Genomic DNA, 12,538 nt, shown 5'->3' with positions numbered 1-12,538 from the left:
CGGGCCCGGAAAGGGGGTGGTGGTGGGCCATCCATGGCCCGGGAGGTACGGGGGTAGGTCAGAACTTGAAGTGCAGGCTGGCCATGTAGCGGCGGCCGGTGGTGTACTTCGCGTTCGGCAGGTTCGGCGTATCGGTGTACTGGAAGTACTTCTGGTTGGTCAGGTTCAGCGCATCCAGCGACAACGAGAAGTTCGGGTTGAAGGTCCAACCCACGCTGGCGCTGAGGTCGGTGTAATCGTCCGTGGTCGCCGCCGGTGCGCCGGCCACGTAGCCCACGCCCTGGTACTTGCTGCGCCAGTTGTAGTTGAAGCGGCCGGTGAACGCGCCCTTCTCGTAGTAGGGGCTGACGCTGACCGAATTGCGCGACAGGTACGGCATCGCGGTGCCGGCGTTGGTCTTGCCGGTGGCGAAGGTGTAGTTGGTGATGAGGCCAAAACCGGTCTCGCCAAACGCCTGCTGGTAGTTCAGCGTGAAGCCCTTCACCCGCGCGCCGCCGCCGTTGTGCGGACGCGACACGCTGTAGTCGCAGAAGCCTTCCGCGGTGCAGCCGTGCGAGCCGACCAGGTTGGTCCAGGTGGTGGGATCCGTGTCGCGAATGGAGTTGTACTGCGTCTCCGTTCCGGGCGTGATCAGGATGTAGTTGAGCACGTGCTTGAAGAACACCGAGCCGGCCAGTACCGACTGCGGCGCGAAGTACCACTCGGCCGACACGTTGAAGTTGTACGACTTGTACGGGTCGATCGACGGGCTGCCGCCGCTGCCGGTGAGCACGGTGTCGTTGAGGAAGGTCTGGTTGACCATCAGGTTGTACGGCGCCCAGGCCATGACCTTGGAGGCCGCCGCACGCAGCACCACGTCACCGCCGTTGTCGTAAACCAGGTTGACCGACGGCAGGAAGTTGTTCTTAGTGTTGCTGGTGGTGCCCCACCAGCTGGCCGGTGCCGGCAATACGGGCGCCGCATCGTTCGGCTTGGTATAGGCCGTGCTCGCCGTCTCCGTGCGTACCCAACGCACGCCCACGTTGCCGCGCAGCACATCGGTGGAGTAGTTCAACTGGGCATAGGCAGCAGTGTTCTTCTGCTCCAGCTTCCAGGTGTTGTTGATGGTGGAGCCGGGATCCGGGTTGTCGAAATCGAGCGAGCTGCTGTTGATCCAGTTCTGGATGTTGCCGGCGCCGACCTGGATGTGCTGCCCGGTGTTGCCGTTGATCCCCGGCAGGGCGTTGAGGATGTCGGTGTCGCCGATGGTGCCCACGTCGGCCAGCGTGCCGGGCGTGACGCCGCCATAGACGTGCAACGCATAGTCCTCGTTGTGCTTGTTGTAGCGCACGCCGACCAGCAACTGGTTGATCACGCCATCGAAGTTCTTGCTGAAATCGAGTTGCGCGTACTGGTCCTTGGCGTGCGACGCGAACTTGCCGTTGTTGCCCAGCCAGCCGCCGCCCCAGTTGGCCGGATCGTGCACGGCGGTCTGGTCATCGGCCTGGAAGCCTTGGTTGATGCCCCAGCTGTAGCCGCCTTGGTAGGTCGGTTCGAGCAGGTACTGGTTGATGTTCGGGTTGTCGGACTTGCTCATGCCGATCTGGCCACCGAGCGACCAGCTGTCGCCGGTGTAGTCGGCTTTCAGGTCGGCGCCCTTGGTGGTCACTTCGGACTGGCGCAGCTGGTTGTCGTAGATCAGGCCGGTGCCGCTCCCCGGATTGGAGCTGGTGTGACCACCGGAAACCACACCGTTGGTCGTCGGCGTGAACGAGTCAACCGCCTGCATCGACGAGGTGTTCTGCGTCATGAAGTTGTACATCGACTGGTTGTAGCTGTCGAAGTTCTCCTTGATGTACAGGCCGCTCAGGTTGGCCGAGAACTGGTCGTTCGGCTTGATCTGCAGGTTGAACAGCGCGCTGTCACGCTTGCGGGTCTGCTGGAAGTACGCCGCGTTGACTTCCTGCGGCACCATGTCGTTCGGGCGCAGTTCGCCGGCAGCCACCTGCGCGGCGATGTTCGGGTTCACCGCGGCAAACGCCGACACCGGCGTGTAGCCGAAGATCTCCAGGCCCTGGCGATCGATCCGTTCCTCGAAGTGCTGCGCGGCGATGTCGAAACCGAAGGTGCTTTCAGTGTTCTTCCAGCTGTACAGCGCCGAGACGTTCGGCTTGCCACCTTCGGCCTGGTCGTTGTAGGCGTAGCCCACCGTGCCGCTGATGGTGTTGGCGTCCATGTCGAGCGGCTTGCGCGAGTGCATCAGCACCGTGCCGCCCAAGCTGCCCTCGGGCAGGCGCGCTTCGGACGACTTGATCACTTCCAGGCGACCGAGAATTTCCGGCGCCATCATGGTGTAGTCGAAACCGCGGTTCGGCGATTCGCCGTACAGCCAGATCGCCTGCGCCACCGGGTGGCCATCGAGGAAGCTGAGGTTGAGGCTGGGATCGGTGCCATCGATGCTGACGCGCTCACCCTGACCGAAGCGACGGTCAATGGTGACGCCCGGCATCAGCGACATCGCCTCGGCGACGTTGGTGTTGGGGAACTTGCCGATGTCCTCGGCGGTGATCGAATCGGAAATCGTGTCGAGATTGCGCTTGGTGTCCAGCGACTGCTGCAAGCTGGCGCGGATGCCGACGACGGTCACGCCGACCAGTTGCGTCGCGTCCTTTTCCTGGGCTGCCTTGGCACGCTGGCTGGCTGTCTGGGCCGTCGAGGCAGGGTTCTGCGCACTGTCCTGGGCAAATGCCGCACCCGACAGGCACAAGCCGGTGATGATGCTCGCGGCGAGCATGGTCTTGCGGTAGTTCATGGTGTTTCCTCCCCTCAGAGGTGGCTGGTTTGGTGACCGGCGAACGGAATGCCGACGGTCGAGCTCTTCATGGATCGCAGGTTTTGTGGCTGGATGCCCGGTGCCGTCGACGTGTCACGTGTTCCTCCGCTCTTCGAGAAACCAGCCTGCAGCACCCATGACGCCAAGCTGGCCGTGCTCAATCAATCGAACCGGAACCTGTTGCAGATAAGCGCGCATCACGCCCTTGTTGAAGTAGCGTTCGGCGAACGTGCTGGACGCCAGGAAGCCGTGGATCTGCGGCAGGATGCCGCCGGCCAGGTACACGCCGCCGCGCGCGCCGTAAAGCATCACCAGGTCGCCGACGAAGCTGCCGAGCAACCCGCAGAACATGTCCAGCGCCTCGACCGCGGCCGGGTCTTGCCCCGCCAGCGCCGCGGCGGTGACGTCGGCGGGCGTGGTCGCCGCGGGCGACGTGCGATGCAGGCTGCACAGCGCGCGATAGAGATTCAGCAAGCCGGGGCCGGAGAGCGCGTTTTCGTACGAGACGTAATCGCGCCCGTGCGCCAGCAACGGCAACACCTGCCGCTCGCGCTCGGTACCCGGTGCCAGTGAAATCTGCCCCGCTTCGGTGGCCAGCACGTGCGCGTGCGGCTCACCCGGCATCAGCACCGCCGAGCCCAGCCCGGTGCCCGGCCCCATCACCAGCACCGGGCCGGGCGCGGTCGGCCGGATCGCGTCGATGACGGCACGCGTGTCGGCCTGATCGACAAACTGCGTGGCGTAGGCAAGCGCTTCGAAATCGTTGATCACCGCCACCCGCCTGATGCCCAGGCTTTGGCGGATGTCGCCGATGGATACCGGCCAGGGCAGGTTCTCATTGACGATGGCGTCGCCCAGCACGTAGCCGGCGCAGGCCACCGCGCATTCCGCCGGCGCCGGTTCCTGCGCCACGCCCGGCAACTGCTCCACAAAGTCGCGCAATACAGCGGTAAGGCTGGGCCAGGCGGCGCACTGGTAGCGGCGGTAGTGCAACACGTCGATCGGCTGCTTGCGGTTCGCCGCCGGGGCGACCAGCGCGATGCGCGCATGCGTGCCACCGACATCGGCAGCCAGGAACGGCGCGACCCGATGATCCGCCGCCGTCGACGGCGACATGACATGACGCTGGTTGACCACTTCCCCCACCCCGATTCTCCCTTGCCAGGTTTGCCGTGCGATGCGGGCATTGCTGCCGCAGCAGGTCGCACGGGTGCTGATGGGGACGGAGCATGGACTGAGAATGACAACGTTGTCAAATCATCGGCGACAAATTTTCAGACGCCGCATGATGCGTCGCAATACATTTGACCCGACGCCATCGCCTGAATCTAATTTATCGCGAAATATGCCTTGTTTTTAGGGTTATTCATCCTTGATTCGGACATTATGCGCATGCGGCAGCGCCGCAAGATCGGCGGCTGACCGTCTTGGTACGCGCGATATGGACGGCCATAAGCGGCGTTCAATGAGTGCATTTATTGACAACGTTGCACTTTCTGTCCAATTGCGAGACATTCCGTCAGCGGGGGCACTTCGCCCCCATTTCGACGCCACCATCGGGGGCGATCATCAGCGCCATCGTCGGTGGCGGGCATCGGGGGAATACGCATGGCAACCACGCTGGACGCGGCGCAGGCAGAGCGCTCGAACCTGGGGCCGATCATCATCATCGGCGTCCTGTTTTTCATCTTCGGCTTCGTGACCTGGCTCAACGGGCCACTGATCACTTTCGTCAAGCTGGCATTCGACCTCAACGACGTGAATGCTTTCCTGGTGCCGATGGCCTTCTATCTGTCGTACTTCTTCCTGTCGCTGCCGGCCTCGGCGATCCTGAAAGTGACCGGCATGAAGCGTGGCATGGCGCTGGGCCTGTTCGTGATGGCCATCGGCGCGGTGCTGTTCGGCCAGTTCGCCACCATGCGGATTTTCCCCGGCGCGCTGTTCGGCCTGTTCGTGATCGGTGCCGGCCTTTCATTGCTGCAGACCGCGTCCAATCCGTACATCAGCATCCTGGGGCCGATCGAGAGCGCGGCGCAGCGCATTGCAGTGATGGGCATCTGCAACAAGTTCGCAGGCATTCTTGCGCCGCTGCTGATCGGTGCGCTGGTGCTGCATGGCATCGGCGATATCGACCAGCAGGTGAAGGCCGCCGACCCGGCCACGCGCGAAGTGCTGCTCAATACCTTCGCCGCGAAGATCCACACCCCGTACATCGTGATGGCCGGAGTGCTGGTGTTGCTGGCGATCTGGGTGGTGCGCTCATCGTTGCCCGAGGTGGAGGCGTCGACCGCCAACAGCGCCGGCGCCGGTGCGTCGCGCCGCGGCATCCTCTCGTATCCGCACTTGTGGCTGGGCGTGCTTTGCCTGTTTCTGTACGTGGGCGTGGAGGTGATGGCGGGCGATGCCATCGGCACCTATGGCGCGGGCTTCGGCCTGCCGCTGGACGAGACGAAATTCTTTACCGCCTTCACCCTGGGCGCGATGCTGCTGGGCTATATCGCCGGCTTGCTGATGATTCCGCGGGTGATGTCGCAGCAACGCTACCTGGCGATGTCGGCGGTGCTGGGCGTGTTGTTCACCATCGGCGCATTCCTCACCCACGGCTATGTGTCGGTAGGCTTCGTGGCGGCGCTGGGTTTTGCCAACGCGATGATGTGGCCGGCGATTTTCCCGCTGGCGATCAAGGGTCTTGGCCGCTTCACCGAGTTCGCCTCGGCGCTGCTGATCATGGGCATCGCCGGCGGCGCGATCGTGCCGCAGCTGTTCGTGCACCTGAAGCAGCACATCGATTTCCAGCTGGCTTTCCTGCTGCTGATGGTGCCGTGCTACCTGTACATCCTGTATTACGGGCTGGCCGGCCACCGCGTGGGCCAGGACGCGGCGGCGTGACACATTTGGCCGTCCGGGCGTCCGCGCCGCTAGAATGGCTGATCCGGCACGCGGCTTTAGCGCGTGCCACCGTGTTGGTGCCGCCGCCGTGCGGCCCGATCGCCTGAAGGATCCGTCATTGCGTAACGCCACCATCAAGCATGTTGCCGAACTGGCTGGCGTGTCGCTGAAAACCGTATCGCGGGTGATCAACCACGAGGCCTCGGTACACGAGCGCACGCGTGAGAAAGTGCAGCGGGCCATCGACACCCTGGGCTATCGACCCGACCCTTCCGCCCGCAGCCTGCGCAGCACGCGGGCGCGCCTGCTGGGCCTGGTCTACGACAACCCCAACGCGCACTACATCATCAGCATGCAGCGCGGCGTGCTGTCGGTTTGCCGAGAAAGCGGCTACGGCCTGCAGATCCACCCCTGCGACGCCTCCTCGCCGAAGCTGGCCGAGGAGCTGTGCGCGCTGGTGCAGCATTCGCGCCTGGCCGGGCTGGTACTGGCGCCGCCGATGTCCGAGCAGCCCGAGCTGATCAAGACCCTGGCTGATGCCGGCATCGCGTTCATGCGCATCATTTCCGCGCGCAGCGACCCGCAGGATGGCTACCCCTGCGTGTACGTGGACGATCGCGACGCGGCGTATGCGATCACCGAGCACCTGATCCAGCTCGGTCACCAGCGCATCGGTTTCCTTTGGGGCGGCCGCGAGCATCGCTCCAGCGGCGAGCGCTACCAGGGCTACGAGGATGCGCTGAAAGATTACGGCATCACGCTGGACCGCAAGCTGATCGTGGCCGGCGATTACTCCTTCGACGACGGCTTCCGCGGCGCGCGCAAGCTGCTGGCGTTGAAGGATCGCCCCACCGCCATCTTCGGCTCCAACGACGAGATCGCCGCCGGCGTGCTGGCGGCGGCGCATTCGGGCGGCATCAGCGTGCCGTGGGAGTTGTCGATCACCGGCTTCGAGGACAGCCCGTTCTCCAAGCAGTCGTGGCCCGCACTCACCACCGCCCGCCAGGCCACCGAGGAGATCGGCCGCCACGCCGCACGTCGACTGATCAGCGGCCTGGAACACGACGCCCACGGCGAGCCCGTCGACCCGGTCAACCACGGCTTCAGCCCGGAACTGGTGGTGCGCGGCTCGACCGGACCGCTGCGCAGCGCGCCGAAAAAGCGCACGCGCTGAATTACTGACCGAGCCCGAAGCAGCGCGCCAGCGCGGCGCGCGATGCCGGTGCCTCACCGTCATCCTCCTGCTGCAGCAACGCATCCACTTCCGCCACATCCGGAATGCTGGCCTGCGCGCCCAGGCGGGTGCAGGCGAGCGCCGCAGCGGCGCTGGCACGGCGCAACACCTGCGGCCACGGCTCGCCCTGCGCCAGGGCGGCGGCCAGCACACCGCAGAACGTATCGCCTGCGGCCGTAGTGTCCAGCGGTTCGATGGCGAACGCCGGCTGCAGCAGGAACTCACCGTCGATGCGCGCCACGCAACCGCGCGCACCCAGGGTCACCACCACGCAAGGCACCGCGATGGCGTCCAGCGACCGGCGCAGTTCACCGGGGCGGCCGCCCAGCGCGATCAGCTCGCCTTCGTTGACCACCAACACATCCACCAGCGAAAGCAGTTCGTCGGGCAGCGCCCGCGCGGGCGCCGCATTCAGGATTACGCGACTGCCGGCACGACGTGCCGCGCGGGCGCAATCGAGCACGGTCTCGAGCGGGATCTCCAGTTGCATCAGCAGCTGGCCGACGTCGTCCAGCGTGGGCAATGCGCTGGCGCCGAGCAAACCGTTGGCGCCGGCGGCGACGGTGATCGCGTTCTCGGCATCGTCGGCAACGCAGATGAACGCCATGCCGGTGTGCTCGCCCGGCATGCGCACGACCTCCGGTTGCACGCCTGCCGCGCGCAGCGACGCCTCGATCGGCACCGCGTTGGCGTCGTCACCCAGCGCCAGCAGCATGCGCGTCGGCGCGCCACCGGCACGGGCGCTGGCGACCGCCTGGTTGGCGCCCTTGCCGCCCGGAAACGCCTGCGCGTCGCGACCCAACACGGTTTCGCCCGGCGCCGGCACGTGCGCCACGCGGATCACGAAATCGAGATTGGCCGAACCCACGACCAGGACGGTATTGCGAACAGGATCGTTCATGGGATTCCCACGAATTGGCACAGCCCAGTATGAATGTAGGAGCGACTTCAGTCGCGATGCTCTTGTTTCGGGGCCTCAAAGCAAAGGCATCGCGACTGAAGTCGCTCCCACATGGAGTCGAAGCCCACGCTAAGGCCAGGCAATCCAACCGATCGCCAGCGCCGCCAGCAGCACGCCGGCCAGGTTGAGCCGGCTCAGCCGCTCGCGGAACAGCAGTACGCCGACCAGTGCGCCCAGTGCCACCACGCCGATGTTCATGCTGGCGAAGACCAGCGCCGGGTGTTGCGGCAACGCGCGATGGCCGCGCAGGTAGAACAGGATATTGCCGAAGTTGAACAGCCCCAGCAGCACGCCGCCGAGCAGGTTGCGCGCGGTGAAACGGGCACCGCCGCGGCAGCGGCGCCACAGCGCCAGGGCGAACGCCACTGGCAGGGCCAGTGCGAACATCGCCTGCAACGAGGTGGCCAGCGGCACGCCGGCTTGCGCCACGCGCTTGAACAGGATGTCGATGACGCCGAAACCGGCCAGCACCAGCAGCGGGTAAAGCCAGCGCGCGGCGTTCGCCGGCGCGGGCGTGATGGACGAAGGCGACGTCCGCCACAACATGGCCGTCAGCGCCAGCAAACCCAGCACGATGCCGACCGCGGCGGCCGGGCGCAGCGATTCGCCGAAAAACACGAAGGCCGCCGGCAACGACAGCAGCAGGGACAGGCGCTGCGCCGCATCGCTGCGCACGATGCCGGCGTGGCGCACCGAGGCGCCCAGGGCCAGAAAGATGGTCGGCAGCAGCAGGCCCAGGCCGATCAGCGCCAGCCACGGCACCGCCACGTCGTGCAGGGCGGCGACGTCCGGCTGCAACATCAGCGCCACGAGCACGCTGGCGACGGCGTAGTTCCACGCGATCGCCTGGCCCACATCCACCTCGAAGCGGCGGGCGAGCTTGAGCAGCGCCGAGACCAGCACGCTGCATGCGATGGCGAGAAAGACGTCGATCAACGGAATGTCCCGACGGCACAAAGACCCATGTAGGAGCGACTTCAGTCGCGATGCTTTTGCTTTTGGCCTGAGGTTTCCAAGGCCACACAAACAAGAGCGTCGCGACTGAAGTCGCTCCTACAGGTTCCTGCAATACGGCTTACTTCAGCGCGGCGGCTTCGCGCGCCAGTTGCTCGATGCCGGCCCAGTCGCCGCGTGCCATCTTGTCCGCCGGCGTCAGCCAGGAGCCGCCCACGCAGACCACGTTGGTCAGCTTCAGGAAGTCGATCGCGTTGCTGAGGTTGATGCCGCCGGTGGGGCAGAAATGGATCTGCGGCAGCGGGCTGGCCCAGGCGGCGAGCAGCTTGGCGCCGCCCACCGGTACCGCGGGAAACAGCTTCAGGTGCTCATAGCCGCGCTCGAGCAGGGCCATTGCCTCGCTGGCGGTGGCCACGCCGGGCAGCAGCGGCAGCTCGTTGTCGTCGGCCGCATCGAGCAGGCGCGGCGAGGTGCCGGGGGAGACGGCGAAATGCGCGCCGGCCAGGCGGGCGGTTTCCAGCTGGCCGCCGCGCAGCACCGTGCCCACGCCGACCACGGCTTCCTTGACCTCGGCGACGATGGCGCGAACCGCATCCATCGCGGCCGGCGTGCGCAAGGTGACTTCGATCGTGCGAATGCCGCCGGCCACCAGCGCGCGTGCCATCGGCACCGCATGGTTGACGTCGTCGATGATCACCACCGGCACCACCGGGGCGAGCTTGAGAATCGTGGCCAGCTTCTGTTGTCGCGTTTCCTGCAATGTCATGGTCGATGGCATCCGTTTGTATCGGTGGTGCCGGCGCAGTGCGCCGGCGCGGGGTCCAGGAGCCTGGACGGTAAAAACGTTCCGGGCTGCAAAAGCGGCTGCGGGGTCCATAATTCCGCCCTTTCTTGGCCCATGGAACCACCATGGGCCGGCAAAAGGACGAAAATCTGTCCTCCCGCAGCCACTTTTTCGCCTCGGAAGTTTCTACCGTCCAGGCTCCTAGAGATCGGCCGCGTGGTGGCGGTCTTGCGTGCCGAACACGGTAACGCCCGTATCGGCGCCACCCACGGCATTGCGCATCATCGCGAACAGCTCGCGGCCCATGCCGCTGTGATGGGCGCTGAGGTCGGCCACGGCCTGCGGGCGGGCGGCCCATTCGGCGGCGTCGACTTTCGCCTCCAGCGTACCAGCGATGGCGTCGAGCCGGATCACGTCACCGTCACGCAGCTTGCCCAGCGGGCCGGCGTCGATCGCCTCGGGCGTCACGTGGATCGCGGCGGGAATCTTGCCGGAGGCACCGGACATGCGCCCGTCGGTGACCAGCGCCACGTGGAAACCGCGCGACTGCAGCACGCCCAGCGGCGGGGTGAGCTTGTGCAGTTCAGGCATGCCGATCGCCTTGGGGCCCTGGAAACGCACCACCGCCACCAGGTCGCGCTCCAGCTCGCCGCGGTTGAACGCGGCCAGCATTTCTTCCTGGTCGTTGAAGACCACCGCGGGCGCCTCGACCACCATGCAGTCGGCGGGCACCGAGGACACCTTGATCACCGACAGGCCGAGGTTGCCCTTGAGCACGCGCAGGCCACCATCGGCACGGAATGGCTCGGCGGCGGGGCGCAGCACGTCCAGGTTGCTGCTGGCCACGACCTCGTTCCAGACCAGCTTGCCGTCGGCGTCCAGCGCGGGCATGCGGCGGTACGGCGCCATGCCTTCGCCCCACACCGTGCGCACGTCGCCGTGCAGCAGGCCGGCGTCGAGCAGGGAGCCGATCAGGAACGGCATGCCACCGCTCTGGTGGAAGTGGTTCACGTCGGCGCTGCCGTTGGGGTAGACCCGCGCCAGCAGCGGCACCACCGCCGAAATGGCGTCGAAATCCTCCAGCGTGAGGATGATGCCGGCCGCGCGCGCCACCGCCACCAGGTGCAGCAGGTGGTTGGTGGAGCCGCCGGTGGCATTGAGGCCGATCACGCCGTTGACGATGGTGCGCTCGTCGACGAGGTGGCCGATCGGCGTGTATTCCTCGCCCAGCGCGGTGATCGCCACGGCGCGATACACGGCGGCGCGGGTCAGCGCGTCGCGCAGCAAGGTGTTGGGCGTGACAAAGCTGGAGCCGGGCAGGTGCAGGCCCATGATCTCCATCAGCATCTGGTTGGAGTTGGCGGTGCCGTAGAACGTGCAGGTGCCGGGCGCGTGGTAGGCGGCCGACTCGGCTTCCAGCAGCTCCTCGCGCGTGGCCTTGCCCTCGGCGTAGGCCTGGCGCACCTTGGATTTCTTGTCGTTCGACAGGCCGCTGGTCATCGGGCCGGCGGGCACGAAGATGGTCGGCAGGTGGCCGAAAGTGAGCGCCGCGGTGATCAGGCCGGGCACGATCTTGTCGCAGATGCCGAGCATCAGCACCGCGTCGTAGGTGTCATGCGACAACGCCACCGCGGTGGCCATCGCAATCACCTCGCGCGAGAACAGCGACAGCTCCATGCCCGCGCGGCCCTGGGTCACGCCATCGCACATCGCCGGCACGCCGCCGGCCACCTGCGCCACCGCACCGACCAGGCGCGCGGCCTGGCGGATCTGTTCGGGGTACGGTTCATACGGCTGGTGCGCCGAGAGCATGTCGTTGTACGAGGTGACGATGCCCACGTTCGGCGTGACGGTGCCGCGCAACGCGACCTTGTCTTCGCCGCTGGCGGCAAAGGCGTGCGCCAGGTTGCTGCAGCCCAGGCGATGGCGATACACGCCCTTGCCGCTGGCCTCGTCGATGCGTGCCAGGTAGGCACTGCGCGTGGGGCGGCTGCGCTCGATGATGCGCTGGGTGACTTCGGCAATGACGGGGTGCAGCGTACTCATGACAAAACTCCGTGGATGTCGGCCGGTTGCGGCGGCCATTTGCGTTCGTTGGCAGTGGCGATCAGGGCGAAGCCCGCGGGTGTGACCGTCAAGGGCACCAATAGACGGACAGCGGTGCGCGGGTCTGGGCCAGCACGCTGCGCACCGGATAATGTTGCGCGGCCCCCAGACCCAGCCTGGCATCGGCCAGCACGTCGCGTTTGGTGGCGCCGGTCACCAGCAGGTACAGCGCCCGGGTATCGAGCACGGCCGGCAGGCTCAGCGTGATGCGCGGCTCGCCCGCGCCGGGCGCCCGCATCGGCAACACCCGCGTTTGGCCGTCCAGATCAAGCGCCTCGGCCAGGTGATCGCCACCGGGGAAGAACGAGGCGGTATGGCCATCATCGCCCATCCCCAGCACCACCGCGTCGAACGGATGCGGCAATGCGTCGATGCGCGCGTTGGCCTCGGCAAGGCCCTTCTCAGGGCTTTCCGCGCCGGTGTACAGCGGCACGAACTGCGCCGCGCTGGCGGCGTTCTGCAACAGGGTCGCCTTGACCAGCCGGGCGTTGGAGCGCTCGTCGGTGTCCGGCACCCAGCGCTCGTCGACCAGGGTGATATGCACGCGGGCCCAGTCCAGCGATTCACGCGAGAGACGGGCGAAAAGATCCTTCGGCGTGCTGCCGCCGGAGACGGCCAGCACGGCACTGCCGCGCTGGTCGATCCCCTCGCGCAGGTGGCCGGCGATGCGCTCGGCCAGCGCCGCGGCCTGCGCCTTGCAATCGGTGAAACTGTGGGTGGTGACGTTCAGTATGGAAGACATGGCATCAAGAGGGCGCCGCGCAACGGCGGCGCTAGGATGGGAACAAGGGCGCGAAC

At 66.4% G+C, this 12,538-nt stretch carries 9 protein-coding genes; 2 read left to right on the top strand and 7 right to left on the bottom strand.

Annotation, left to right across the window (positions count from 1 at the left end; all coding sequences use genetic code 11):
• Nucleotides 1–58 precede the first annotated feature (58 nt).
• Together ACFPK0_RS00845 and glk are read right to left on the bottom strand one after the other, a co-directional pair.
• The gene (locus ACFPK0_RS00845) at nt 59–2,791 is read right to left on the bottom strand and encodes a TonB-dependent receptor (RefSeq protein ID WP_377337692.1); all 2,733 of its coding nucleotides are present in this window, start codon (nt 2,789–2,791) and stop codon (nt 59–61) included.
• Nucleotides 2,792–2,905: 114 nt separating this feature from the next.
• Entirely contained in the window at nt 2,906–3,958 is a 1,053-nt protein-coding gene (gene glk / locus ACFPK0_RS00840; RefSeq protein WP_056606857.1) for a glucokinase, read from the bottom strand.
• A 462-nt stretch (nt 3,959–4,420) separates the two neighbouring features.
• Between glk and ACFPK0_RS00835 the strand changes: the two genes are divergently transcribed.
• Nucleotides 4,421–5,701, top strand: coding sequence for a sugar MFS transporter (locus ACFPK0_RS00835; RefSeq protein ID WP_056083215.1), 1,281 nt, complete (start codon nt 4,421–4,423; stop codon nt 5,699–5,701).
• Between the two features lie 118 nt (nt 5,702–5,819).
• The gene (locus ACFPK0_RS00830) at nt 5,820–6,875 is read left to right on the top strand and encodes a LacI family DNA-binding transcriptional regulator (RefSeq protein ID WP_040670294.1); all 1,056 of its coding nucleotides are present in this window, start codon (nt 5,820–5,822) and stop codon (nt 6,873–6,875) included.
• Nucleotide 6,876: 1 nt separating this feature from the next.
• Here the strand turns inward: ACFPK0_RS00830 and ACFPK0_RS00825 are convergent, their stop codons facing one another.
• The 5 genes from ACFPK0_RS00825 to pgl form a co-directional block, all read right to left on the bottom strand.
• Nucleotides 6,877–7,836, bottom strand: coding sequence for a ribokinase (locus tag ACFPK0_RS00825; RefSeq protein WP_377337688.1), 960 nt, complete (start codon nt 7,834–7,836; stop codon nt 6,877–6,879).
• Nucleotides 7,837–7,965: 129 nt separating this feature from the next.
• The gene (locus tag ACFPK0_RS00820) at nt 7,966–8,832 is read right to left on the bottom strand and encodes an EamA/RhaT family transporter (protein WP_377337686.1); all 867 of its coding nucleotides are present in this window, start codon (nt 8,830–8,832) and stop codon (nt 7,966–7,968) included.
• Nucleotides 8,833–8,971: 139 nt separating this feature from the next.
• A complete protein-coding gene (eda, locus tag ACFPK0_RS00815) occupies nt 8,972–9,616 on the bottom strand; it encodes a bifunctional 4-hydroxy-2-oxoglutarate aldolase/2-dehydro-3-deoxy-phosphogluconate aldolase (RefSeq protein ID WP_056083245.1) in 645 nt (214 codons plus the stop codon).
• Between the two features lie 219 nt (nt 9,617–9,835).
• Nucleotides 9,836–11,680 (bottom strand): phosphogluconate dehydratase, encoded by a 1,845-nt coding sequence (edd, locus tag ACFPK0_RS00810; RefSeq protein WP_056083248.1) that lies wholly within the window; start codon nt 11,678–11,680, stop codon nt 9,836–9,838.
• Between the two features lie 88 nt (nt 11,681–11,768).
• Nucleotides 11,769–12,482, bottom strand: coding sequence for a 6-phosphogluconolactonase (gene pgl / locus ACFPK0_RS00805; protein WP_377337684.1), 714 nt, complete (start codon nt 12,480–12,482; stop codon nt 11,769–11,771).
• Nucleotides 12,483–12,538 lie beyond the last annotated feature (56 nt).

The organism is Rhodanobacter ginsenosidimutans (assembly GCF_042655685.1).
GTDB lineage: Bacteria > Pseudomonadota > Gammaproteobacteria > Xanthomonadales > Rhodanobacteraceae > Rhodanobacter > Rhodanobacter ginsenosidimutans.
This window is presented reverse-complemented; position numbering and strand designations above follow the sequence as displayed.